We start from the raw sequence: 24,199 nt of genomic DNA, 5'->3' as shown, positions 1-24,199 counted from the left end.
GGGTTCGCAATTAACCATGTTTCACAAGATCGAAAACAGGCTCGCCCGCCTCGCGCTTACCTGCCTCGCCGCTGGCGGGGCTTTTGCGTCTGCCGCCGGTGCCAGCGCTCAGGATGCAGCGCCCGCTCCGATTGAGGCCGGACCGCCAGCCGGGTCGGTCGGCGGCATGGGCGACATCAACCTCTACCCCAAGCGCATCGTGATCGACGCGCGCCAGCGGATCGCCACGGTCGGCCTCTACAATCGCACGGCCAATGCCGGCGATTACGAGATCAACATCACCGACATGATGATGACGCCCGACGGCCGCCTGCTCGCCTTCGACAATTTTGACGACGCCGCGGCCAAGGCTAACGTCAAGACCGCCAGCGACATGCTGCGCTGGTCGCCGCGCCGCATCCGCCTGATGGGCAACGAAGCGCAGACGGTGCGTATCATGTCCCGCACGCCTGCCGACCTGCCGGATGGCGAGTATCGTTCGCACTTCATGGCCGTCTCGGTGCCCGACGCGCAGGACTTCGGCTACTCGATCGGCCAGGCCACCGGGCAGACGCCCGCGGCTGACGAAATCGGCGTGACCATCCGCCCGCGTTTCGGCATTTCGATCCCGGTCATCGTCCGGGTTGGAGAGACGACGCTGGATGTCGGTCTGTCCAATCTCCAGCTTGTGAACGGGCCCGAAGGCGACCAGGGCATCGGCATTACCATTGCCCGCAGCGGCACCCGTTCGGCCTTTGGTGACATTACCATCAAGCTCGCCGGCAGCAGCACCGTGGTTTCCCAGATCAAGGGCATCGGCGTCTATCCGGAAGTCGCCAGCCGCACGCTGGTCGTGCCGGTCGACCCCGAACTGCCCGCCGGGACCGTGCGCTCCGGCACGCGGTTGGAAGTGACCTATACCGACGATGATGTCTCGCCGGGCGCTACGCTCGCGACGCAAGTCTTCACGGTGCCGTGACCACCGGCAAGCCGGCCAGCCCGCTAAGGCCGCATCTTGTCGGCCCGGCGGCTGTCGGGCTGGCCCTGCTGTTGCAGGGTGATCGGGCAGAGCTGCCGCTCGCCCACTTTCCGCCGCAGAGCGAGCCGGAAGAGCTGCGCAATGTCGCGCGCCGCATTACCCTGCCGATGCCCGACTTCGCGCATCCGCTTGGCGATCCCGGGAGCGACAGCGGAGAACTGGCGGCGGCGCCAGCTATTGCCATCCCGCCGGCATCCAGGCCGAGCGTTTCCCGCCCCGCCGCCCTGCGCGCCTCCACCAGCAAAACGGCGCTCACCGGCAGCGGGTTGCGGCACGCGCCGCGTCTCGCAGCGAATCCAGAGAGTGTCGCACCCGCGCCGCACGAAGTCGAAGCGCCGGATCTGGCTCCGGTGGTTCTTCCTCAGCCCGCCTTCGCCGCAGCGCAGCCGGACCTGCCGCCCGAACCAGCCGCCAACCCTGCCTCGGCGCCGCCTCCCCAGTCCGTCGCACTGGCCCTTGCCGATACTGCCGCGCCACGGATTTCCCGTGTCATAACAAGGCGGCAGGGTGAGAACGAACTCCGGCCCGGCGAAACCATCGAAGCCCCGGTCGAACGCGCCGATGCTCTAGCAGCCGACCCAGAGCCTGCGTTGCCGGAGCCGGTGTTCGCGCCGACCGAGCCGCCGCCAGCTCCCGACAGGGGCGAGCAGGCTGAAACGCCGCCAGCATCCGAGCCGATTGCGGCATCCCCGTCGCAGCCGCTTCCCCCGCCGCCTCAGGCAGTGCCGCAGCCCTTATCGACGGCGGTCGCCCTCTCGAGCAGCGCTGATCTGGACGGCTTCGAAGAGACAGCGGACGACGCGGCGGCCACCACCGACCTTCCGTCCGCCCCGCAGGCGCGGGTCACTCCCCCGCGCGTTCCGGTCGTAAACGCCGCGCCGGTCGCGCCTGTCGCGGCGCCTGAAGCCGACAGCGCTACGCCGCCCACGACCAGCTACCTTACCGCGCAGGGCCGACCGACATTCCCCGTCGGCGCGGACGGGCTTGCCTTCAGTTACGACGACGAACTGATCCTCGAAATCCAGGTCGCGGGGGTCAAGGCGACCGACACGGTAATCGCATACGGCACGCGCGATGCTGTCTATCTGCCTTTCGGCAGCCTCTCGCGCATTCTCGACCTGGCTATCAAGATCAGCGACGATGGAAACTTCGCCAGCGGCTGGTTCCTGTCCGAAGACCGGACGCTGTCGATCAACCTTCGCAGCATGACCTACGAACTCGACGGCGTCGAGCGACCGCTGCCGCGCGGTATCGCGCAACCCTTCGAAGGCGAAATGTACCTGCGAACGGAGGTGTTTGCCGAGCTCCTCCCGCTGTCGGTCGAAGCGGATCTGCGCAACCAGTCGATCCTGATCGAGACGCTCGAGCCCTTCCCCTTCGAGGAGCGGATCAAGCGCGAAGCCGACCGCGCACGCCTCGCCTCGCTCGGCGGCAAGCGCGATGACGAGCGCTGGCCGCGTCAGGAGACGCCCTGGCTCGCCCTGTCGGTGCCGGTCGCGGACGTGGAACTGCGCGCCGTCAGCGACACCCGCCGGGGCACACGGGCCGAGGCCGACCTGCGGCTGGCGGGCGATCTCGCTTACATGACCGCGCAGGCTTTCATCAGCGCGGCTAGCGACGAGGGGCTGACGGCATCGCTGATCCAGCTCGGCCGTCGGGACGAGGATGCCGACCTGCTCGGCCCGCTCGGCGCGACAGAGTTCCAGATGGGCGACATCGCGACCTACGCCATGCCGATCGGCCTGCGCAGCACGGCGGGGCGCGGCGCGATGGTCACCAATGTGCCCTTTTCATCCGTCTCCGTCTTCGACCGGATCGACCTGCGCGGCGTGCTGCCCGACGGCTACGAGGTCGAACTGTATCGGAACGACGTGCTGGTCGGCTCGATCAGCCAGGCCTCCAACGACCAGTACGAGTTTCTTCAGGTGCCGGTCGACTTCGGCACGAACATCTTTCGCCTCGTCTTCTACGGTCCGCAGGGCCAGCGACGCGAAGAGGTACGGCGCGTCAATGTCGGCGACGGGCGTATCGCGAAGGGCGACTTCCATTACCAGCTTTCCGCTGCGCAGAGCGGGGTCAACCTGCTCGACGTGCGCGGCCCGGACTTCCGCCCGCTGGAGAACTTCGGGGACTGGCAGGCCATCGCACAGGGCTCTTACGGCGTGACCTCCGGCCTGACGGCGGTGGCGAGCGGCGCCTTCTTCCAGCGCGACGAACAGGACCGCTGGATGGCAACGGCGGGACTTCGCAGCAGCATAGGTTCGTTCGCGGTTCGCGGCGATGCGGGCTTTTCCGATAGCGGGGGCAAGGCGCTATCGGCGGGCCTCGGTGGGCGCATCGCCAACGGCGGCTTCACGCTGACCCATGCCGAATATCGCGGCGGCTTCATCGACGAAACCCGCAGCGTCGGCTCCGATCCGTTGCGCCGTGCGACGGAGCTCGACTTCAACACCTCGCTCCGCCTCGGCGGGGCAGACTCCGGCACTTACCTGCCGCTGTTCGGGCGCGCGCGGCGGGTCGAGTTTCTGGATGGGCGGGAAAGCATGACCGCGCTGGTGCGTGGATCGGCGCGCATCCCCGGCCTGCTGGTATCAAAGATCGTCGAATATTCCGAAACCAAACCCGTCGAGGGTCCGAAATTCCTGACCCTGCGCGGCAGCTTCGATCTCGCCACGCTCAACCGCTCCCGCCTGCAGGCGCGCGGGTCGGTCGGCTACTCGATCAAGCCGGATGCGCGGATCGACAGCGCGGGCGCCAGCGTCGACTACTTGGTGGACGACAGCACGATCGTTTCGGCCTCGGCCAGTTACGGTTTCCGCAATGACGACCTGCAGGTCGGCCTGTCCGGCGTGCGCGAGTTCGAGAACTTCTCTCTCGCCCTCGATGGGCGATACGGTTTCGACAATGGCGATTACAGCGTTGCGTTGCGCCTCGGCTTCAGCTTCGGGCGCGATCCGCTCAAACGCGAATTCTTCATCAGCCGTCCGGGCCAGGCTGCATCGGGGGCGATCGCCCTGCGCGCGTTTCAGGACCTCGACGGCGACGGGCGCTACGGGGCAGGCGACACCGTGTTGCCGGAAGTCGAGTTCGCCGCCTTCAATCGCAGCGGTACGACCGACGAGAGCGGCTTCGTGCGGCTCGGAGAGCTCGGCGATGGCAACCGCACGAGCGTGCAGGTCGATATCGCCAGCCTGCCGGACATCATGCAGACGCCGGTCAGTCGCGGGATCGAAATCGTCCCGCGTCCCGGCCGCATCCATGTCGCAGACTTCCCCATCGTTGGGCTGAGCGAGGTCGAGGGAACCGCCGCGTTCCTCTCAGGGGGCGGATCGCGCGGCGTTTCCGGCGTGCGGCTGCAACTGATCGGCGCGGATGGAAAGCCGGTCGCTTTCGCGCGAACCGAGCTGGATGGTTACTATTTCTTCGAACAGGTGCCGCCGGGCGAATACGACCTCGTTATCGACCCGTCGCAGGCAAGCGCGCTCGACATCTGCCTGACCGCGCCGGTCGCGGTGCGCGTCCCGGCGCAATCGGACATCATCGCACAGGACATCGCCCTGGCAGCTTGCGAATAGCCGTCACCTCCTGACGCGGCGCCTCAGAACGAACACTCCGCGCCCTCGGGCATTTCCTGCCGGGCGATCCGGCCAATCCGAAGCGAGAGCGGTGCCTGCGTGGTAATCGTCAGCCTGTCGCCCAGTCCGGGGAAACAGTTGTCGGTAAGCACCATTTCACGCCAGCCCTTGCCAGCGGCAAGCTGCAGCTGCCGGGTCGCATCGTAAGTCGTGTTGCCAAGGGTCAGCGTGACCTTCCCGCTCGGCGCGGTTTCCATGTCGTACAGCAGGACATAGTCGCCATTGCCATTGCCGGTCTGGGCGAAGCTGATCGACGACCCTGCCGCCAGTGTCAGCTCGCGCGCATCTTCCTGCCTCGTCCGGTCATAGCCGCGCGCGGTGACGCCACCCGCGGTACCGACCAGATTGGGCAGCACCGTGCCATTCGCGCTGGCCGTGACGCCGGTGCCGAGGCGGCCCATGTCGAACCATGTCGTCGGCACGAGCTGGTCGAGATAACCGCAGGCCTCGCTCAGTTTCGCAGTCGGCGCATGATCGGCCAGAGTGCGACCGAAGCCGACGTTGAACAGCGCACCCTCGGACGAATTGACCGGCTCGCCTTCGCAAAGCGCGGGCCAGCTGAACGACAGGCGGCCGGTGGCCTCGCGCTTGCCGAACAGGATGTCGGCGACGCCGTCACCCTCTCCACCCGGCAGGAAACCGGCGACGAAAGCGTCGGCCGCGTTCATCTCGCGGTTCATCCACATAGGACGACCCGACAGAAACACCGCGACGGCGGGGACGCCTTCGCGGTCGAACTTGCGAAGCAGGTTCAGACCTTCTTCGTCGGAGAAGACCATCGTCTTCCGGTCGCCCTGAAACTCGGCGTAGGGCTGCTCACCGAACACCACCACGGCGACGTCGGGTTTGGCCGCGTAGCTGCCGTCTTCCGACAGGATTGCAGTGCCGCCTCCCGCCTTTGTCGCCTTCTGAATACCACCCCAGATCGACGTGGCGCCGGGGAAGTAGTCGTTGGTCAGCTCCCGCCCGCCTTGCCAGGTCAGCGTCCAGCCACCTGCGGCTTGCGCGATGCTGTCCGCGGCGGAGCCTGCGACGAGAATGTTGGCGCCGCTCTTCAGAGGCAGCACGCCGTCGTTCTTGAGCACGACCTGCGACTTGGCAGCAGCCTCGCGCGCGATGGCCCGGTGTTCGGGCGAACCGAGAAGGGCATAGTCGCCGCCATTCGGTCTTTCGGACGGCCGCTTGGCATCTGCGTCGAACAGCCCCGCGTGCATCTTCATTCGCAATATCCGCCCGACGGCTTCGTCGAGGCGGGCCATCGGAATGGTGCCGTCCTCCACCTGTGCGACGGTGTTTTCGAGCAGCGCCTTCCAGTCGTCCGGCACCATGTAGATGTCGAGCCCGGCCAGCAGCGCCTGTGCGCAATTGTCGACCGTGCAGCCATCGATCTGGCCATGCGCGTTCCAGTCGCCCACGACGACGCCTTCGAAGCCCATCTCGTCGCGCAGAACTCCGGTCAGCAGCGGCTCGTTGCCGTGCATCTTTACGCCGTTGATCGAATTGAAGCTGGCCATGATGAATTCCACGCCAGCCTCGATCGCAGCCGGATAGGGAACGGCGTGAATGCGCTTCAAAGCGTCGATGTCGCCGTTGACGTCGCCCTGGTCGACGCCCTGCGTGGTGCCGCCATCGGCAAAGAAATGCTTGGCCGTTGCGCTCACGCGGCCCGCGCCCACGAAGTCCGCGCTGCCTTTAGCGCCCTGCAGGCCCTCGACCAGCGCCGCGCCGAGGGTCGCCGCGATCTGCGCTTGCTCGGAATAGCTTTCGTAGGTGCGGCCCCACCGGTCGTCCTGCGCCACCGCGACGGTGGGGGAGAAGTTCCAGTCGATGCCAGTCACTTCGATTTCGAGAGCGGTGGCCTGCCCGATCCGGCGCACGAGGTCTGCGTCATTTGCCGCGCCCAGCCCGATGTTGTGCGGAAAGATCGTTGCGCCCACGACATTGGTATGGCCGTGCACGGCATCGGTGCCCCACATGGTCGGGATCACCGGCTCCTCACCCTGCATCGGCTTGACCGAGGCAAGGTACATCTCGTCCGCCAGCTTCAGCCATTCGGATGCTGGCGCGTATTCATCGCCATAGGGTCCGCCGTTCCCGCCGTTGAGATAGCTGCCGAAACGGTAGCGTTCCATGTCCGCCGCGGTGAAGGAGTTGATCTGCGGCTGGATAAGCTGCGCGACCTTGCGCTCGACACTCATGCGCGAAAGCAGGTCGGCGACCCGCGCATCGACGCTTCCCTGCGGCGCCGCGGCGACCGTTTCCATTTCGCCCGGCGCAGCACTGCCCACCGCGCATCCAGCCAGCGATACACTCGCCAGCAAAGCCGTAATCCCGTAACGCATCCTCATCCCACCGCCGTTGTTGTGAACGTTCTCAAACAACGAAGTCGCAGAGGTACGGCGCAATTGCAAGCGTCTAATCGGCTGCCGGGCGAGCTCTCATGGTGATGGCGAGCAGGAGCCCCGCCGCCGCGATCGACAGCGTCGCGAGCAGTGCGAACAGCCCCGCGAACCCGAACACGGGCACCAGCGCCAGCGTCAGCACCGGCATGATCAGCGAAGGGACCGTGTTGGTAAGGTTGAACAAGCCTAGATCGCGTCCGCGCGTGGCTGGCCGCGGAAGCACGCGGAGCGTCTGCGCCGAATGCAGCGAGAGAAAAACCGAAGCCGACAGACCGAACAGCACGTAACCCGCGATCGCAGGCGCGAGGCCGCTGGCCAGCGCCATCGTCACGAGCCCTGTCGCGGATCCGAATGCGCAGGCGATCAGCGGCACGATCGGACGGTCGCGATTGTCGGCCCAGCGCCCTGCCAGCATCGCGAGCGGGATAGCGCCCAGCAGGACCATGGCGAATATTCGGGCCGTGTCGTTGTCGCTCACCCCCGCCGATAGCGACTGGAACCAGTAGAGGAGGTAGGCGAACAGCGCAGCCTCAGCGATCTGCACAAGGAGCCGCGCGATCCACATCCGGACGACAGCGTGACGGGTGGCGAAGCGCTTCTCCTGCGCGCCGGCTTCTCTCGCGCCGGCGGGTTCGTCCGTCACCAGTTCTGGAAAATTGCGCGGGCGTGCGATCACCAACACCGGCAGCACGCAGGCCGCGACGATCCCCGCCACCAGCCATACGCGGCCACTCGCCTCCGCAAGGCCGGGCAACGTCACCAGCGTTGCCGATGCCGCGCCAAGCGCTGGCGCAAAGGCCATCAGACCGCCGAGCCGCCCCTTCTGCCTGTCCGGAACATAGTCCCCGGCCAGTGCGGCGAGCGGCGCCAGCATCATGTTGAGCGCCAGCTGCCACGCGACGATCAGTGCCAGCATGACCGGCAGGGTGGTGACTGCGGGCGTCGCGACGAGCAGTGCGCAGGACAGCGAGAGTCCCACCAGTATCCAGGTCTTGCGGTTGTGCGTCCGGTCGCTGAGCCAGCCGAAGGCCACGTTCGCGATGCTCGCGCTGATGGCTCCGGTGAAGGCGATATAGGCGAGCCATTGCACGGCCTCGGCCCCTGCGAGGCGCGCGACCTGGACCGGCAGCAGGATGGTCAGGAACGGAACGTAGGCGACTGCGCCGCCCGCCCAGGCAAGCGCATACAGCGCCAGGAATAGCGTGTTCTGGCGTTGAACGTGCTGGTCAGCTTGCAGGGGCAGCGACCGACTCCCGCTCTACCAAACGACCCTGAATGGCCGAGGGCGGTTTGCTGTCCTTCGCGCCAGAGGTTTCCGCAATGATCGCGGCCACCGCGGCAGAGGCGGTTTCCGCCACGGGCTGGTCGATGGCAGTCAGGGCGGGATGGGTGAAACGGACCAGCGGGGTATTGTCGAAACTGACCAGCGAGAGGTCGCGCGGCACCTCTAGCCCCAATTCGCGCGCAACGCTCAGCGTGCCGAGCGCCATCTGGTCGTTGCTGGCGATAATGGCGGTCGCCCGCTCCGCGCGATCGAGCAATTCGCGCGCCGCCACCTCGCCGGATGCGCGGGTGAAGTCGCCCGCGACCATCAGGTCCCCGGTCGCAAAGCCCGCCTCTTCCATCGCGGCGCGCCAGCCGTCGACGCGCCAGCCGCTGAGTTCGTATTCGGGAGAGCCCGCGATGAAACCGATCCGCTTGTGCCCGTTTGCCAGCAGATGCTCCGTCGCAAGCCGCGCCGAGCCTTCGTCGTCCATCGAGATCGCAATGCCCGCACCACCGCCGCGCGAACCAATCCGCACGAAAGGTATCCTGGCGGCCGCAAGCTGGCTGACGATGAGCGGATTGTCCGAATGCGGCGGGGTCAGAATGACGCCGTCGGGCTGCACCGCGGCGAGCACGGCGGCAATCTCGCGCTCTACATGGTCGTGATGGGTGTCGACCAGCTCGATCATCATGCGGTAGCCATGCTCCGCGCAGGTCAGCATCCCGCCCAGGAGCATCTGGTCGACCCAGTCCGTCCCCTCGCGCGCGCGCCAGTCGGCAATCGTCCGCTCGCGGTCGTTGAGGGCGAGGATCAGGTAGGATCGCGATCCGCTCATCCGCTGGGCGGCGATGGACGGTACGTAGCCGAGCTTGTCGATGGAGGCCTGCACCCGCTCCTTCATCGAAGGGCGAACGTTGGGTTCCTTGTTAATGACGCGGCTGACCGTCTGCAGCGAGACGCCTGCGTCCGCAGCAACGTGCTTGATAGTGACAGATTGCCGCCGCCGCGCCATGTGAGTGCCGTCGTTCCCCCTCGTACACCCGCTTGCTAGCGAGCCGGAACCGCGCTGACCAGACCAATTGATAACGTTGCCAATGGGCGGTCCGGGGGATTCTAAGGGGAAAGGTGGCGGAGCAGGAGGGATTCGAACCCTCGATACGGGGTTACCGTATACACACTTTCCAGGCGTGCGCCTTCGACCACTCGGCCACTGCTCCGCGTGAGGCGCGCACCTAGCGGGGGGTGGCGCGGATGACAAGCGCTCAAGGGCGCAGTATCGCGTATTCCCATGACTCGAACGATCGGCCCCGCCCCAAGCCTTGCAGAGATGGAAGCCATGGCCCTTGCCGCGCTCGATCGCCTGCCGGCGGAATTCCGCGCACATCTGGGCGATGTGGTGATGCTGGTGGAGGACTTCGCCAATGCCGAGACGCTGGCCGATCTCGGCATCGAGGATTCCTTCGAACTGTCGGGCGTGTTCGAAGGCATCGGCCTGACCGAAGCGAGCATCGAGCATTCGGGCCAGATGCCCAACCGCGTGCGGCTGTTCCGCCGCCCAATCCTCGACGAATGGGCCGAACGCGCGGATGAAACGCTGGAGCATCTGGTCGCCCATGTGGTGGTGCACGAGATCGGCCATCACTTCGGTCTGTCGGACGAGGATATGCACGCGCTGGAGGATATGGCGGAGGACTGACCGCCTGCTTGTAATCGCGCGCAATTCGGGCGAAACCTTCCGCATGAAACATCTGCTCGCGCTTTCCGCCGCTCTCGCTCTGTCCGCCCCTGCCGTGGCGCAGGACGAGCCGGAGGGGGCACCGTCCCCTGGCGAAATCGTGGCCGAAGCCCCCGCTGCGGAATGGGTCACCATCGCGCCGGAGAATCTGCTGGTGATGACCCTCGCGCCCGATGCGAAGGGCAATTCGCGGCAGGTCGTGATCCAGCTGATGCCTGCGCCATTCTCGCAAGGCTGGGTCGACAACATCCGCACCCTCGCCCGCGCCAAGTGGTACGACGGCATCGCCGTGGTCCGCGTGCAGGACAATTACGTCGTCCAGTGGGGCGATCCCAACAACGACAACCCCGAAGCGAACGGCCCCGCCAAGCCACTGCCCGAAGGGCTGAAGGTAATGGGGGAAGATGAGTATGTGTTGGGTGACAACCCAAATCCAGCCTATTGCAACCATCACGTTTGCCCTCCGAATGCACAAGTGCGCCTAGGCAACTTTCGGACATTTGAGCCGTACGCTGTTGGTGCATTCACGAAAGGATGGCCAGTTGGACTAGCTGGAAACCAAGCGTGGCCTGTCCACTGCTACGGCATGGTCGGGGTCGGGCGCGGGTATTCGCCGGACACCGGCACCGGGGCCGAGCTTTACACCGTGATCGGCCATGCGCCGCGGCATCTGGATCGCAACATCGCGCTGGTCGGCAGGGTTGTCGAGGGGATCGAGCATCTCTCCAGCCTGCCGCGCGGGACGGGGGCGCTGGGCTTCTACGAGACAGCGGAGGAACGGGTGCCGATCGAAAGCATCCGCGTGGCGAGCGATCTGCCCGAAGCCGATCAACCGGGGTTCGAATATCTTTCGACCGAGGGCGAGACCTTCGCCCGCTACGCCAAAGCGCGCGCCAACCGCCGCGATCCGTTCTTCATCCAGCCCGCCGGTGGCGCGGACATCTGCAATATCCCGGTCCCGGTGCGGCGCGTGTCCCGGTAAACCGGTTAGAGCTTCTGCATCAGTTCGACGCGGTTACCGAAGGGATCGTCGGTAAAAAAGCGCGCGTAGCCTTCGACCGGCTTGTCGTCTCGCGTGGCGTGACCCGCATCCTCCAACCGCTCGCGAAGATTCGCAAGGTCGTCGACCAGAAACGCCGGGTGCGCCTTAACTGCCGGGCGGAAATCAGGGTCGACACCGATATGCAGGCGCGCGCCGCCCCCTTCGAACCAGCAGCCGCTTGGCGACAAATTGGCGGGCTTGGGCACCTGGGCCATGCCGAGAATCTCCACAAAGAACCGGCGCGCCTCATCTTCCCCGCCTTCGGGGATCGCCAGCTGCACGTGGTCGAGGCCGACGACCGGCATCAGATACGCTCCGCCTGCGCCACCGCGTCGCTTGCGCGCAGGGCGCTGAGGATGCGCGTCAGGTGGGCAAGGTCGGTGACTTCGAGATCGAGATCGTAGGTGTGGAACGGGTCGTCACGCTGCGTCAGGTCGAGCGCGACGATATTCGCCCGCGCCTGCGCGAACAGGCCCGCCATTTCCGCCAGCGTGCCGGGCTGGTTGTAGAGCACCACGCGCATCCGACCGACCGCACCGGAGCTGCGCTCTCCCCACGACAGATCCAGCCAGTCGGCATCGATCCCGTTGGCGAGTTCGAGGCAATCGATGGCGTGGACTTCGACCCCCTCGCCTTCCTTGCGCAGGCCGATGATGCGGTCGCCCGGCACCGGGTGACAGCAATCGGCGAGATGATAGCCGACGCCCGGCGTCAGCCCCTTGATCGAAATGGCGCGTTCCTGCCGCACCTCTTCGTCCGGCAGGTCCGCGGTGCTGCCGGGGATGACCGCCTCCATCACGTCGCGGTCGGACAGCTTGGCCGATCCGATGGCGGCCATGAAATCTTCCTCATCCTCGTAATCGAGCCGTTTGACCGCCGCCTTGATGCCCTTCTTGCCGACCTTGCCCGGCAGACGCTGCGCGATCTCGTCGAACAGCATCCGCCCGATGGCAGCGATTTCCGCCCGTTCCTTCGCGCGGACGGCGCGGCGAATCGCAGCGCGGGCCTTGCCGGTCACGACGAAGCTCAGCCAGCTCAGCTGCGGCTCGGACTTTTCGCTCTTGATGATTTCCACCACGTCGCCGTTCTGCAACTGCGTGCGCAGCGGCATATGCCGGCTGTTGATCTTCGCCCCGACCGTCTGCGCGCCGAGATCGGTGTGGACGGCAAAGGCGAAATCCACTGCCGTTGCCCCCTTGGGCAGCTGATGCAGCGCGCCCTTCGGCGTAAAAGCGAAGATGCGATCCTGGTAGATCGCCATGCGCGTGTGTTCGAGCAGTTCTTCGGGATCGTGGCTCGCATCGACGATCTCGATCAAATCGCGCAGCCAGCCGACTTGCCCGTCGGGCCGGTCGCCCTGCTTGTAGGCCCAGTGCGCGGCGAGACCGAATTCGTTGAGGCGATGCATTTCCCGCGTGCGGATCTGCACTTCCACCCGCATCGACTTTTCATAGATCAGCGAGGTGTGGAGCGATCGGTAACCATTGCTCTTGGGCGTCGAGATGTAATCCTTGAAGCGCCCCGGAATGAATTGCCACGTCGTATGCAGCAGACCCAGCGCGCGATAACATTCCGCCTCGCTTTCGCAGATGACGCGAAAGGCCATGATGTCGGTGATCTGTTCGAAGCTGACGTGCCGTTCCGCCATTTTCTTCCAGATGGAGAACGGGTGCTTTTCACGCCCGATGACTTCGACCTGCAATCCTGCTTCCGCGAGCGCCTGCTTAATATTGAAGGCGATTGCGTCGACCTGCCCGCCGTCCTGACTTCGGATCTGGTCGAGCCTGCCGGTGATGGTGCCGTAGGCTTCCGGCTCCAGCTCGCGGAAGGCCAAGAGCTGCATTTCCCGCATGTATTCATACATGCCCACCCGCTCGGCCAGCGGCGCGTAGATATCCATCGTCTCGCGCGCGATGCGGTGCCGTTTTTCGGGCGACTTGATGAAATGCAGCGTGCGCATATTGTGCAGCCGGTCGCCCAGCTTAACCAGCAGGACGCGGATATCCTCGCTCATGGCGAGGAAGAACTTGCGCAGGTTCTCCGCAGCCCGTTCGTCTTCGGGCATCTGTTCGAGCTTTGACAGCTTGGTCACGCCGTCGACAAGCCGCGCGACGTCCTTGCCGAAGTTGATCTCGATATCGTCGATCGTCGCCAGCGTGTCTTCCACTGTGTCGTGGAGCAGCGCGGTCATGATCGTTTCCTGATCGAGCTTCAGGTCGGTCATCAACCCCGCGACTTCGACCGGATGGCTGAAGTAGGGATCGCCGCTGGCACGTTTCTGGGTGCCGTGCTTCTGCACGGTGTAGACATAGGCGCGATTGAGCAGCGCCTCGTCGGCGTCGGGATCGTAGGCCCGGACCCGCTCTACCAGTTCATATTGACGCAGCATCATCCCCAAGATGGGGTCAAAGCATGGGCCATTGCAACTCGAAAAGCGGGTCCGGCGATCAACCGATGACCTTGTCGACCCCGCCCTGCGTCACGGAGTGGTAGGTTGCCCGCGTATCGCCGTAGATCCGCCGTGCTGCGGCCTGGCCCCAGGCGCCCTGTTCCATCAGCGTGGTGAACAGCGGGCGCACGAACTTGGCACGGCCTACGCGAGCGAGGAATTTCTCCGCGTCAGGCAGCGCGCTTTCGTATCCGTTGGCGAGCGCCAGATCGAGCCACAGGAAAAGCTCCTCGTTGTTCGTGTTTCCCGACAACATCAGCGCCTCGTCCAGCGCGGCCAGTTCGGCATTGTCGAGTTCGCGCGGAAGTTTCGCGAGGAAACGCTGGCGCTCTGCCGAGTTCCAGCCCTTCCACGCTGCCGGGTCGAGCGTGCGGTCGTCGGCAAACGCCTTGGCGGCGGCATCGACCGCGGCAAAGGCCTTGGGATTGGGGCGATGGACATTGCTCGGCAAGCCGGGCTCGAAGATCCATTCGCGCAGCTTCAGCCGCTGCGCCTCTTCGGGGCTTTCGATCAGGTTCTCTTCCATGTCGGCGAGGATCATCGCGCTGGTCGCGGGCTGGAAAGCGTGGTTGTCGAACCACTGGCGCAGCCATGCGTCGAGCCGTTCGCGACCGACCTCGTGCTCCACGGTGCGGAGGAAATATGCCCCCTTGTCATAGGCGATGGCGCTGCCGACCAGCTCCTCCCCGTCGCTTTCGGTGTGCAGCGCCGTGCCCGGCGCGTCCTCGCCCACTTCGGCGAGCGTGTCCTCGATATTGGCGAAGGACAGGGCGGCTTCCTGCTCGGCGCGTTGCTCGCCGTAGACCTGCTCGACGATGCGGTTTTCGAAGTAGGAGGTGACGCCTTCGTTCAGCCAGCCATCGCCCCACACCGCATTGGTGACGAGGTTGCCAGACCAGCTGTGTGCCAGCTCATGCGCGACCAGGCCGGTCAGGCTCTTGTCGCCAGCGATGAAGGTGGGGGTGAGGAAAGTCAGAGTCGGATTTTCCATCCCGCCATAGGGGAAGGACGGGGGCAGCACGATCATGTCGTACCGGCCCCAGCGGTAAGGGCCGTAAAGCTCTTCCGCCGCGTCGATCATGGCTTCGGTGTCTTCGAGCTCCGCCGCAGCCGCGTCGATCATGGCAGGTTCCGTCCACACGCCGCTGCGCGGGCCGAGTTCGCGGAACACGATGTCCCCCGCTGCGAGCGCGATGAGATAGGGCGCGACCGGCTTGTCCATTTCGTAGGTGAAGGCGCGGCGACCATCGTCGAGCTGCTCCGTCTCGCCCTGCTTGAGACCGGACATGACGACCGTCAGCTCCTGCGGCGCCGTGATGCGCGCAGACCAGGTCTGGCGGATGCCGGGGCTGTCTTGCGTCGGGATCCAGGTCCGGTTGAGTGTCGCCTGCCCCTGGCTGAAGAGATAGGGATGCTTGCCGCCCGCGGTTTGTTCGGGCGCGAGCCATTGCAGCGCGTCGGCATCTTCGGCGGAATAGGCAATCGTGATTTCGCGCGCGTCGCCCATCTGGACGGTCAGCGGGGCGCCCTTGCCTTCCACGACTTCGCCGACCTCATATTCGAGCGGGCGCCCGTCCTTGTCGGTGATAGAGGCGATATCGAGCCCGTCGTCGTCGAGCACCACCGTATCGACACCCGGCTTCGCCACGAGGTCGAGCATCGCCGTGCCGGACACCTTCTGCGCTTCGAAATCGAGATCGAGGTCGAGGTCCACGTGTACCACGCGGGCTTCAAGCGGCCTGGCGAAGGTTTGCGTGTCGACGGCATCGGCTGTCTCGAGCACCGGAGCGACGCGCGGGGCATCAGGCTCGGACGTGCCAGAGGCGTTGCAGGCGGTAAGCGAAAGGGTCGCGGCAATACCGGTGATGGCCGCCGCGAAGGGGCGGGCTTTGCGGGTGATTTCGGTCATGGCGGCGCTCAATCGGGCAATGCGGCTGTCCCTGCAATGAATTTTTCCCGCCTGCGCCGCGGTGGGGTTGCACGGGGGCGGAGAACGGCTACTCCTGTCATGATAACGTTCACAAGGGGGAGATTGTCATGAAGCTCGCTGCATTGGCGGCGCTGTTGAGCGCCGGACTTCTGGCCGGTTGTACCACACCGACGGAAGCCACTTTGGCGGATGCCAGCCCTCCCTCTCCCGATCGAACGCTGATCTTCGCAGACGAGTTCGGGGGCGATGCGCTGGACCGTACGAAGTGGAACGTGCTGGGCGCGGATTTCTGGGTCAACGACGAACAGCAAGCCTATCTCGACCGGCCGGACACGGTGACGGTGCGCGACGGATCGCTGTTCCTCACCCCGCTCTATCGCCCCGGCGAAGACACCAATGCAGAACGCAGCGCCGACTTCGTATCGGGCCGCGTCAACACGCGCGGCAAGTTCGACTTTACCTATGGTCGTGCCGAAGCGCGCATAAGGATGCCGGACGCCGTCGGCGTCTGGCCCGCTTTCTGGCTGCTCGGCAACGAAAGCTGGCCGGAAACAGGCGAGATCGACATCATGGAGTATGTCGGGGAGAAGGACTGGACTGGCGTGGCGCTGCACGGCCCCGGCTATTCCGGCGAGACGCCGGTGGTGAACAAATTCACCTTCGACCCCGGAACCGATGTGACCGACTGGCACGTCTATGCCGTGGAGTGGACGAAGGATGCCATCCTGTTCGAAATCGATGGCCGGCTGACCTACCGCGTCACGCGCCCGATGGTCGAACATTACGGCAAGTGGGCCTTCGACACGCCCAAGTTCGTGATCGCCAACTTCGCGCTGGGCGGCGCCTATCCCTACAAGACCAATATGATCGAGAAGCCCTACAACGGCCTGCCGGCCGCGACGGTCGATCGGATCAAGCGCGAAGAACTGGCGATGGAAGTCGACTGGGTGCGCGTCTACGCGCCGGAATAGCCCGCGCTCAGCTCCACACCGCTTCGGGCGGCAGACTCATCAGAATGGCATCGATGTTGCCTCCGGTCTTCAGGCCGAACAGCGTTCCGCGGTCGTAAACGAGGTTGAATTCGGCATAACGTCCGCGCCATTCCAGCTGGGTCTGCTTGTCCTGTGCGGTGAACGGCGAATCCATCCGGCGGCGCACGATCTGCGGGAATATGTCGAGAAAGGCCTCGCCCACCTCTCGCGTGAAGGCGAAGTGGCGTTCCCACTCGGCTTCGTCATGGCATTCCAGATGGTCATAGAAAATGCCGCCCACACCGCGATGGGTATTGCGGTGCGGAATGTAGAAATAGTCGTCGGCCCACTTCTTGAACCGGTCGTAATAGGTCGGGTTATGCGCGCTGCAGGTGGCGCGGAAGCGGGCGTGGAACGCCTCGGTATCATCCTCATACGGGATTGGCGGGTTGAGATCCGCCCCGCCGCCGAACCACGCCTTGCCGGTCGTCAGGAAGCGCGTGTTCATGTGGACCGCGGGAACATGCGGGTTCGCCATGTGCGCGACCAGGCTGATGCCGGTCGCCGCGAAGCCAGGGTTCTCCGCATCCGCGCCATTGATCGTGCCGGCAAATTCCGGCGCGAAATTTCCGCGCACGCTGGAAATATTGACGCCGACCTTTTCGAAGACCTTGCCCTTCATCACTCCGCGCGTGCCGCCGCCGGGGTCGGTATTTCCGTCCTCCTCGCGCTGCCAGTCGGTGTAGGCGAAAGCGGCTTCGCTGCCCGCCTCGCGCTCGATCGATTCGAACTCGGCGCAGATGCGATCGCGCAGCTCGGCGAACCAGTTGGTCGCGCGGGCGGTCATGGGGGTCCAGTCGGTCATGCAAGGCCGCTTGCCAAACTGCGACCCCTGCGGCAAGGGGTCACCATGGTTCCCCTTTCGTTCGCCAATCAGGAAATGCTCCTCACGCGCAGCGGCGCGCTGTTCTGGCCGCGCGAACGGGCGCTGCTGGTGGCGGACCTTCACCTTGAAAAGGCGAGCTTCTTCGCCGCCCACGGCCAGATGCTGCCGCCCTATGACAGCCGTGACACGCTGGAACGCGTGGCGAGCGCGGTGCGCGAAACGGGCGCGCGGCGGGTCATCACCCTCGGTGACAATTTCCACGACGACGACGGCACGCTGCGGCTGGAGCCTTATGCCGCAGGTATGCTGGAAGCGCTTACCCGCTCGATGGAGTGGATCTGGATCACCGGCAACCATGACGAGAACATGCACCGGACCTTCGGCGGCGATCTGGCGGAAGAGCTGGAGATCGGCGACGTCGTCCTGCGCCACCGCGCGCAACGGGGCGAAGCGCGGGCCGAACTGTCGGGCCATTATCACCCCAAACTGCGGCTGAAGCTGCACGGGCGGCACATTGCGCGGCCGTGCGGCGTGATCTCGAGCGGTCCGAACGGCGCGCAGCGGATGATCCTGCCGGCTTTCGGTTCGCTGACCGGGGGCATGGATGCGCAACACCGCGAGATACTCAAGGTGCTTCAACCGGCCAGTGCGATCGAGGCGGTCGTGCCCACCGGTCGCCGCCTCGCCCGATTCCCGCTGTGGCAGGCGGCGGCCTGAAAGCCACACCGTCCACGCAAAACGGCAACACGACGGGGTGGATTCGCCCGCGCCCCCTTTCATGCGCGCGGGAAAGGCACTAGATAGCGCGCCGAACAAACGGCAATTTCAGGAGAATGCCCCATAGCCCGTCCACCCCGGCGCTCAATGGCCCCGCCCGTCAAGAGCGGCCCGCGCTACGATAATTTCATCCAGTCCGAGAAGGTCCGAGTCATTGACGGCGAAGGCGAGAACCTCGGCGTCATGTACACCCGCGAAGCGATCGAACAGGCCGCAGAGGCTGGCCTGAACCTGGTTGAAGTTTCACCCAATGCCGATCCGCCGGTTTGCAAGTTCCTGGACGTGGGCAAACACCGCTACGAGGCTCAGAAAAAAGCCAACGCCGCGCGCAAGACACAGAAGACGCAGGAGATCAAGGAGATCAAGATGCGTCCCAACATCGACACGCACGATTACGACGTGAAGATGCGCAACGTGAACAAGTTCCTTGAAAACGGCGACAAGGTGAAGATCACCCTGCGCTTCCGCGGGCGCGAAATGGCGCACCAGGATCTCGGCATGGATCTGCTGCGCAAGGTGCAGGCCGATGTCGAGGAGATCGCCAAGGTGGAAGCCTACCCTCGCCTCGAAGGCCGCCAGATGCTGATGGTGCTGGCTCCCAAGTAATTTACGGCGGCTTCGCTAGTCGCTGATCCAAGACAACAAAGCGCCTGTCGGGATGCGATAGCACCCGGCGGGCGTTTTCATTAGTCGTCATCGCAATCGGACCGATGGTTGAAATCCGCCCGAGCCGGGGATAATTGCAATTGCAACGATCCCCGGGCCGGTGGAGATGCGTTCCTGCGGAGGTTAGGAACGGGCGCCCCGGCCGGTCATCCGGCTCCTGCCTTCCTGGGAGCGTATGCACAGGAGGGCCTTCGCTCATGAGCGACAACGATATCGATCCCACCACCCCGCGAATCGCGCCCAAGCGCAAGATACCCGAGATCAACGGGCGTCCGCTGAAACCCAGCACGCTGATGATGGGCCACGGGTTCGATCCGACCCTGTCGGAAGGCAGCCTGAAGGCACCGATCTTTCTCACCAGCACCTTCGCCTTCCCCAGCGCAGCCGACGGCAAGCGCCATTTCGAAGGCATTACCGGCAAGCGCCCCGGCGGCGCGGATGGCCTCGTCTACTCGCGCTTCAATGCGCCCAATCAGGAAATCCTCGAAGACCGGCTGGCGGTGTGGGACGGCGCGGAAGAGGCGCTGTCCTTCTCTAGCGGCATGACCGCGATCGCTGTGCTGCTGCTCGCCGCCTGCAAGGCGGGCGACGTGATTGTCCATTCCGGCCCGCTTTATGCTGCCTCCGAAGGCTTCATCGCCAAGACGCTAGCGAAATTCGGCGTCACTTTCGTCGACTTTCCCGCAGGGGCCAGCCGCGAACAGCTGGACGAAGTGATGGTGCGCGCAAAGGCCATGGCGCAGGAACACGGCGGCGAGGTGCCGATGATCTACCTCGAAAGCCCGGGCAACCCGACCAACGCGCTGGTCGATATCGAAGCGGTAAGGGATGCGCGCAACGCACATTTCGATCCGGACAAATGCTCGATCGCGATCGACAACACCTTCCTCGGCCCTCTCTGGCAGCGCCCGCTGGATCATGGCGCGGACCTGGTGGTCTATTCGCTGACCAAATATGTCGGCGGTCATTCCGATCTGGTTGCGGGCAGCGTGGCGGGCAAGAAGCGCTTCATCGATGCCATCCGCATGCTCCGCAACACGATGGGCGGCATTTGCGATCCGAACACCGCATGGATGCTGTGCCGCAGCCTCGAGACGGTCGAACTGCGGATGCAGCGCGCCGGAGAGAATGCGGCCAAGATTTGCGACTACCTGTCGAAGCATCCGAAGGTTGAAGGGCTCGGCTACCTCGGCATGATCAAGGACGCGCGCCAGCAGGACATCTACGACCGCCATTGCCTCGGCGCGGGGTCCACGTTCTCGCTGCTGCTGAAAGGCGGCGAGGCGGAATGCTTCCGCTTCCTCGACGCGCTGAAGATCGCCAAGCTTGCCGTCAGCCTGGGCGGGACGGAGACGCTCGCCAGCCACCCGGCCAGCATGACGCACCTGTCGGTTGCGGAAGGGCGTCGCGCGGAACTGGGCATCTCGGACAATCTCGTGCGGATCAGCATCGGGATCGAGGATCCGGACGACCTGATCGCCGACTTCGAACAGGCGCTCGAAGCGGTCTAGGAGCAACCGGCCCACTCGTGCTACGCAACATGCCATGAGCGACGAATGGTATCGCGGCAGCGCATGGGATGACGAGGCGCGGGCGTTCTTCGAAAAGAAGATCGGCCGCGCCAAGTTCCAGAAGGCCTTTTATCTCTGGGTGAAGGCCGCCGCCATTGCGCGCGAACACCCGAAGGATGCCGACGCGCTGTTTCAGCGCTCGCTCGATTGCGACAATGGATTTGAAAACAATCGCGCGCTGAACGCCTGGGGCGCTGCCTTGGCCGAGCGAGGCGATGTGGACGCATCGCTCGACATGCTGTCGCACTGCTCGCGGCAAGACGGCGCAAACGGACTGTATTTGCCGACCGCAAAATGGGATTTCGCAATGCTCGCCGGATCGAACCGGAAGCGAGAGAGGTATGACGAGGCGCTGGAGCTGCTGGGGCCTGATCAGGACATTCCCGCTGGCGCTTTCGCCGCGCATTCGGGGCTTGCATTCATCCGCCATGATCGCGGCGAGCACAAAGCAGCTGCCATGCACGCAATCAAAGCGCTGGAGCGCGCACTGGCGCAGAACGAAACGATAGCGGGACTGGTGATGGCGCCCATCGCACCGTTCCCCAATCCGTTCTACGATCGCCTGCTGGTCATCGCGGGCAAGTGGGACGAGAGCGAACTCGGCCCGCCGCCGCCGGTCTGGCCGGAAGCTGCGGACTAGACGCTCAGCCCTTCCATTCGCGGCGCTGTTCGGCCTGTGTCAGCACCTCGTAGGCGAGCTGAATCTTCTGGAATTCGACTGCTGCTGCCTCGTCGTTCGGCTTGACGTCGGGGTGCACTTCCTTCGCCCGTTCCCGATAGGCCTTCTTGATGTCGGAAAACTCAGCGTCCGAATCGAGGCCCAGCAATTCGAGCGCGCGCATCTCGTCCGCGCTCCGGCTGCCATCGCCCGTTCCGCCCCAGCCGTAATGCGCGGCCTCGGCATAGCCGGCGCTTTCCTGCTGCTCGGCCCTGGCGCGTTCGGCGCGCTGTTCCTTGTCGAGCCCTTCGAAATAATCCCACTTGCGGTTGTATTCGGCAGCGTGGGGCTGACAGAAATACCACCGTTCCGGGCTGTTGGGGGACTTGGGCGCGGGGCAATCTCCGCGTTCGTCACACCCGTATCGGTCGCAGATGCGGACCGTCGCCGCCTCGCGCGAGCTGCCATAGCCGCGCCAGCGGGGGAAACCCCAGTCGTTCGATCTGCCTGCTTTTGCCATTGGTCGGTCTCTAAACGTCCCCGGTAGAGGCGCACAAGTGCGCGGGAACCCAATCTTGTAAACTTGGTTTTGTTTTGAAATGTTGCATCGCGGCAATCGTGGCCGCAACAGCTGTGCAACGCCAGTTATGAGAGTTTCCGTGAGCAAGCAATTCGCCATCAGTTCGACAGCATCGATTTTCGCGATGGCGGCGTTCGCGCTGTTCGCACCCGATGGTGTCCGGCTTGGCGATCTGATGGGCGGCGAAAGCGCGCCGGTCAGCTACGAGGCAAGCGCGCCCGTGTTCGACCTGCCCCTGCCAGAACTGCCGTTCTTCACGCAATAGGCAACTCCCCCGCCGAGGCGGGGGGGTATAGGGAACGACACAGAAATGCGGGGAGCTGACCACACGGTTGGCTCTCCTTTTTCTATTGGGTGGCAATATTAGGTAAAACGCTGCTTCACATAGTCTGTAACGGATGAACCCATGAGTTCCGCCGTCGCGTTTCCACCACGAACGAAAAAGCGCTGCTGGCTCCCATCCTTTACGAAAGCCGCTTTTGGCCCTCGCTCACATCGAATGGCTAAAATTCGCCCATCGTCTTGATCTTCGAAATGTGGATGAATGTAAGGGAGGAAAACCTCTCCGATGCGATCCCTGATAAGGTTAACGAGGTGCAATCCCATTTTGTCCTCGTTCGGAAAGCCATCGGTTTCAAGTCCGAGAACCTCGCCGTTATCGGTCACGCCAATGAGAAGGGTTCCTCCCTTTGCATTGAGAAATCCGGCAATTGTCTTGAGGGCCGCAAGGTGCATTTTCTCATCGGGCTGACCGGTGTGCAGGTTGGTGCGCAAGGTTGACTTGAACTCAACTGCGCCCGTTTCGCCGCCAGCGATCAATTCAGCAATGCTTGTCGGCACGGCTTCCTCTGCCTTCGTATCTCCAATCAGCTTGGTCCAAGCTTCCCTGACAACTTGAGCCATGCGCAATCGCCTTGCGACAAGGAAATCCTCATACGGCAATTCCCACCAGAGGTGTGGCAAGGCGTGAAGTCGATAGAGGTAGTCTCGTTCCTCTCCCGTCAATTTCGCATCCAAATCGGGAACATAGGTGGCCGGCGACTGCTTGCCGATCTTGATATTGTCGGGCCACTCAATCGGCGCAAAATTGGCAATCTGATTGATTAGCTTGAAGTCTTTGAATCCCTGATCCTCCAAATAGCCGCGAGGGAACAAGTGATGTTGCTCTAGCGAAGCCTTCGAGCCTTTGATCGCTGGATCGACCATCGCGGAAATTTTCATGGGGCTGAAAAGGACAGGAGCATCCAATTTTATCAGCGATGCCTGATAGGCAAACAGCGATGGGCTGCGCGCTGCGGAAGTCGCCAATTGGCTTGGAAGCGTGATTTCCCAATAGTCGCCTGTCAAAGTGGTCCCGCAAATTTCTCTCAAACGGGCAACAAAAGCCGCTCCATCTGCGAGACTTCGAACAATCGACAAATCAGCTTCGAACCGAGTTTCCGGCGAATTGGTATATCGCCCCGTCATCGCGGCCATGAAATAGAATTCTGCAATGACCTGCCGCACCGTGGTCCGGTCGATCCCATAGTCCCGGATGCCAATCAGATACAGAACGTAGCAATAGATGATCGCAGCTTCTGAGCTGACCATCTTTTGACCGCGATACCCCGCCAGTTTCAAGGCATCTAGGAAGTGGTGCCAGTTGGTAAGGTTCAAGACCGCCTTCTGCGCTTCGCGCATCAATGCGAACTGGCCATCCCGCTTTTCGGGGTTGTCGAGGCCGGTCGCCGGATCGCGTCCGCGCAGGGCGCTATAGACGTTTTCTAGGCGGGCGCGCTTGAGTGCCAGGCCGACTGTTGCGCGCAACATCTGATCGGGTGAAGGCTTGATGAAATGATTGAATGGCGAGGACTGGCCATCGCTGGGCATCGCTGCCTTGTGCGAGAAAGCCTCCAATTCGACGCGGCCCTCCTCCCAAAAGACGGACATAAGCGTCATAATGAAATCGGCTTGGTTGAGCGGCTTGCCCTTGCCATTGATGCGAACGAAAACCTCAGCGATGGTCTGTTCATCCACTGAGGCATTCAGCGTTAGAGCTGTGAAATTGTATTTAGTCAGGTCGTGCAGCTTGTTGATGGAATCCTCAATTCGGCCCTTTTCGTCATCCGTCAGTTCGCGGGTGTCAGAAAGCTGCTTGAGATAAGCCTCTCGAAACTGCCGCTGGTTGTAGTCGGCGCTCCAAAGGGTGGAGATATTGGAAATGTAGGATCGATCCTTGCGGATGGCCGCGTCCGCCACATCAAACCGCTCCGAAAGCGGATTGAAGGCAATCTCGATCCTCTCCTTCTTGAAGTTTGCCCTCAGCACTTCCGCGCCCTTAATGACGGCATAGAGGGAAGTTAGGCGTTGCTGGCCATCTACGATTGCCAGCTCAGGAACGGCTTGTTTGATTCCTGTCCCGATGCTCTTGAGAGGGCCATCACCTCCCGTTTTCCAGAACAGGAGGAAACCCGCCGGGTATCCGCGATAAAGCGAGTCAAATAGATCACGGACGTGTACGTTCGGCCAAACGAACGGGCGCTGTAACTCCGGAAGGCCAATCTTGCCGCGGTCGATATCCTCAATCAGCGTGACGATTGGCTCGCTGCTAGGGGAAAAGATGGTCATAATCG

19 protein-coding genes and 1 tRNA gene are annotated in these 24,199 nt (G+C 63.8%); 10 read left to right on the top strand and 10 right to left on the bottom strand.

The features are described 5' to 3' along the window. Positions 1–16 precede the first annotated feature (16 nt). The gene (locus tag ACXYN8_RS02645) at positions 17–958 is read left to right on the top strand and encodes a fimbrial biogenesis chaperone (protein ID WP_458887750.1); all 942 of its coding nucleotides are present in this window, start codon (positions 17–19) and stop codon (positions 956–958) included. Further along, positions 955–4,593: a hypothetical protein gene (locus ACXYN8_RS02640; RefSeq protein WP_458887749.1), complete on the top strand. Its 3,639-nt coding sequence runs from the start codon at positions 955–957 to the stop codon at positions 4,591–4,593. Before ACXYN8_RS02645 ends, ACXYN8_RS02640 begins: the two co-directional genes overlap by 4 nt. Positions 4,594–4,616: 23 nt before the next feature. Here the strand turns inward: ACXYN8_RS02640 and ACXYN8_RS02635 are convergent, their stop codons facing one another. The 4 genes from ACXYN8_RS02635 to ACXYN8_RS02620 form a co-directional block, all read right to left on the bottom strand. Further along, entirely contained in the window at positions 4,617–7,001 is a 2,385-nt protein-coding gene (locus tag ACXYN8_RS02635) for a glycoside hydrolase family 3 protein (RefSeq protein WP_458887748.1), read from the bottom strand. A gap of 67 nt (positions 7,002–7,068) precedes the next feature. Beyond that, the gene (locus ACXYN8_RS02630; RefSeq protein WP_458888892.1) at positions 7,069–8,244 is read right to left on the bottom strand and encodes an MFS transporter; all 1,176 of its coding nucleotides are present in this window, start codon (positions 8,242–8,244) and stop codon (positions 7,069–7,071) included. A gap of 37 nt (positions 8,245–8,281) precedes the next feature. Further along, entirely contained in the window at positions 8,282–9,334 is a 1,053-nt protein-coding gene (locus tag ACXYN8_RS02625; protein WP_458887747.1) for a LacI family DNA-binding transcriptional regulator, read from the bottom strand. A 114-nt stretch (positions 9,335–9,448) separates the two neighbouring features. Beyond that, a tRNA-Ser gene (locus tag ACXYN8_RS02620) sits at positions 9,449–9,539 on the bottom strand. A gap of 71 nt (positions 9,540–9,610) precedes the next feature. Between ACXYN8_RS02620 and ACXYN8_RS02615 the strand changes: the two genes are divergently transcribed. Both ACXYN8_RS02615 and ACXYN8_RS02610 read left to right on the top strand, forming a co-directional pair. Then, positions 9,611–10,018, top strand: coding sequence for a metallopeptidase family protein (locus ACXYN8_RS02615; RefSeq protein WP_458887746.1), 408 nt, complete (start codon positions 9,611–9,613; stop codon positions 10,016–10,018). A 43-nt stretch (positions 10,019–10,061) separates the two neighbouring features. Then, positions 10,062–11,039: a peptidylprolyl isomerase gene (locus tag ACXYN8_RS02610; protein WP_458887745.1), complete on the top strand. Its 978-nt coding sequence runs from the start codon at positions 10,062–10,064 to the stop codon at positions 11,037–11,039. Between the two features lie 5 nt (positions 11,040–11,044). Here the strand turns inward: ACXYN8_RS02610 and ACXYN8_RS02605 are convergent, their stop codons facing one another. From ACXYN8_RS02605 to ACXYN8_RS02595, 3 genes are read right to left on the bottom strand one after another with little or no spacing between them, the layout of a single operon-like run. Further along, entirely contained in the window at positions 11,045–11,404 is a 360-nt protein-coding gene (locus ACXYN8_RS02605; protein WP_458887744.1) for a VOC family protein, read from the bottom strand. Next, positions 11,404–13,488 (bottom strand): RelA/SpoT family protein, encoded by a 2,085-nt coding sequence (locus tag ACXYN8_RS02600; protein ID WP_458887743.1) that lies wholly within the window; start codon positions 13,486–13,488, stop codon positions 11,404–11,406. Before ACXYN8_RS02600 ends, ACXYN8_RS02605 begins: the two co-directional genes overlap by 1 nt. A 58-nt stretch (positions 13,489–13,546) precedes the next feature. Continuing rightward, positions 13,547–15,457, bottom strand: coding sequence for a M1 family metallopeptidase (locus tag ACXYN8_RS02595; protein WP_458887742.1), 1,911 nt, complete (start codon positions 15,455–15,457; stop codon positions 13,547–13,549). 128 nt (positions 15,458–15,585) lie between these two features. On the opposite strand from ACXYN8_RS02595, the gene ACXYN8_RS02590 reads away from it, so the two are divergent. Further along, on the top strand, positions 15,586–16,449 hold the full coding sequence (locus tag ACXYN8_RS02590) for a glycoside hydrolase family 16 protein (protein ID WP_458887741.1): 864 nt from the start codon (positions 15,586–15,588) through the stop codon (positions 16,447–16,449). 7 nt (positions 16,450–16,456) lie between these two features. Here ACXYN8_RS02590 and hemF read toward each other — a convergent pair whose 3' ends face one another. Next, the gene (gene hemF / locus ACXYN8_RS02585; protein WP_458887740.1) at positions 16,457–17,314 is read right to left on the bottom strand and encodes an oxygen-dependent coproporphyrinogen oxidase; all 858 of its coding nucleotides are present in this window, start codon (positions 17,312–17,314) and stop codon (positions 16,457–16,459) included. Positions 17,315–17,359: 45 nt separating this feature from the next. Between hemF and pdeM the strand changes: the two genes are divergently transcribed. The 4 genes from pdeM to ACXYN8_RS02565 all read left to right on the top strand — a co-directional run bounded on the left by pdeM (position 17,360) and on the right by ACXYN8_RS02565 (position 20,989). Beyond that, positions 17,360–18,052 carry a ligase-associated DNA damage response endonuclease PdeM gene (gene pdeM / locus ACXYN8_RS02580; protein ID WP_458887739.1) on the top strand — a complete coding sequence of 231 codons (693 nt, stop codon included), beginning with the start codon at positions 17,360–17,362 and terminating at the stop codon, positions 18,050–18,052. Between the two features lie 147 nt (positions 18,053–18,199). Beyond that, positions 18,200–18,718 (top strand): translation initiation factor IF-3, encoded by a 519-nt coding sequence (gene infC, locus ACXYN8_RS02575; protein WP_458887738.1) that lies wholly within the window; start codon positions 18,200–18,202, stop codon positions 18,716–18,718. 257 nt (positions 18,719–18,975) lie between these two features. After that, the gene (locus ACXYN8_RS02570) at positions 18,976–20,289 is read left to right on the top strand and encodes a cystathionine gamma-synthase family protein (RefSeq protein ID WP_458887737.1); all 1,314 of its coding nucleotides are present in this window, start codon (positions 18,976–18,978) and stop codon (positions 20,287–20,289) included. Between the two features lie 34 nt (positions 20,290–20,323). Next, positions 20,324–20,989, top strand: coding sequence for a hypothetical protein (locus tag ACXYN8_RS02565; RefSeq protein WP_458887735.1), 666 nt, complete (start codon positions 20,324–20,326; stop codon positions 20,987–20,989). A gap of 4 nt (positions 20,990–20,993) precedes the next feature. On the opposite strand, the gene ACXYN8_RS02560 is transcribed toward ACXYN8_RS02565, so the two are convergent. Next, entirely contained in the window at positions 20,994–21,527 is a 534-nt protein-coding gene (locus ACXYN8_RS02560; protein WP_458887734.1) for a J domain-containing protein, read from the bottom strand. A 139-nt stretch (positions 21,528–21,666) separates the two neighbouring features. Here ACXYN8_RS02560 and ACXYN8_RS02555 point away from each other — a divergent pair, with 139 nt between their 5' ends. Then, complete coding sequence (locus ACXYN8_RS02555) at positions 21,667–21,852, top strand: hypothetical protein (RefSeq protein WP_458887733.1); 186 nt, start codon at positions 21,667–21,669, stop codon at positions 21,850–21,852. A 98-nt stretch (positions 21,853–21,950) separates the two neighbouring features. Here the strand turns inward: ACXYN8_RS02555 and ACXYN8_RS02550 are convergent, their stop codons facing one another. Then, positions 21,951–24,194, bottom strand: coding sequence for a GmrSD restriction endonuclease domain-containing protein (locus ACXYN8_RS02550; RefSeq protein WP_458887732.1), 2,244 nt, complete (start codon positions 24,192–24,194; stop codon positions 21,951–21,953). Positions 24,195–24,199 lie beyond the last annotated feature (5 nt).

Source organism: Altererythrobacter sp. CAU 1778 (genome assembly GCF_054482795.1).
This window is presented reverse-complemented; position numbering and strand designations above follow the sequence as displayed.

Bases quoted from the DNA above. Each gene is read 5' to 3' on its own strand.
- ACXYN8_RS02615 (WP_458887746.1), top strand. From the start codon at position 9,611: ATGACTCGAACGATCGGCCCCGCCCCAAGCCTTGCAGAGATGGAAGCC.
- ACXYN8_RS02595 (WP_458887742.1), bottom strand. From the start codon at position 15,457: ATGACCGAAATCACCCGCAAAGCCCGCCCCTTCGCGGCGGCCATCACC.
- ACXYN8_RS02550 (WP_458887732.1), bottom strand. From the start codon at position 24,194: ATGACCATCTTTTCCCCTAGCAGCGAGCCAATCGTCACGCTGATTGAG.
- hemF (WP_458887740.1), bottom strand. From the start codon at position 17,314: ATGACCGACTGGACCCCCATGACCGCCCGCGCGACCAACTGGTTCGCC.
- ACXYN8_RS02560 (WP_458887734.1), bottom strand. From the start codon at position 21,527: ATGGCAAAAGCAGGCAGATCGAACGACTGGGGTTTCCCCCGCTGGCGC.
- ACXYN8_RS02610 (WP_458887745.1), top strand. From the start codon at position 10,062: ATGAAACATCTGCTCGCGCTTTCCGCCGCTCTCGCTCTGTCCGCCCCT.
- ACXYN8_RS02645 (WP_458887750.1), top strand. From the start codon at position 17: ATGTTTCACAAGATCGAAAACAGGCTCGCCCGCCTCGCGCTTACCTGC.
- ACXYN8_RS02635 (WP_458887748.1), bottom strand. From the start codon at position 7,001: ATGAGGATGCGTTACGGGATTACGGCTTTGCTGGCGAGTGTATCGCTG.
- ACXYN8_RS02600 (WP_458887743.1), bottom strand. From the start codon at position 13,488: ATGCTGCGTCAATATGAACTGGTAGAGCGGGTCCGGGCCTACGATCCC.
- pdeM (WP_458887739.1), top strand. From the start codon at position 17,360: ATGGTTCCCCTTTCGTTCGCCAATCAGGAAATGCTCCTCACGCGCAGC.
- ACXYN8_RS02625 (WP_458887747.1), bottom strand. From the start codon at position 9,334: ATGGCGCGGCGGCGGCAATCTGTCACTATCAAGCACGTTGCTGCGGAC.
- ACXYN8_RS02590 (WP_458887741.1), top strand. From the start codon at position 15,586: ATGAAGCTCGCTGCATTGGCGGCGCTGTTGAGCGCCGGACTTCTGGCC.
- infC (WP_458887738.1), top strand. From the start codon at position 18,200: ATGGCCCCGCCCGTCAAGAGCGGCCCGCGCTACGATAATTTCATCCAG.
- ACXYN8_RS02565 (WP_458887735.1), top strand. From the start codon at position 20,324: ATGAGCGACGAATGGTATCGCGGCAGCGCATGGGATGACGAGGCGCGG.
- ACXYN8_RS02605 (WP_458887744.1), bottom strand. From the start codon at position 11,404: ATGCCGGTCGTCGGCCTCGACCACGTGCAGCTGGCGATCCCCGAAGGC.
- ACXYN8_RS02570 (WP_458887737.1), top strand. From the start codon at position 18,976: ATGAGCGACAACGATATCGATCCCACCACCCCGCGAATCGCGCCCAAG.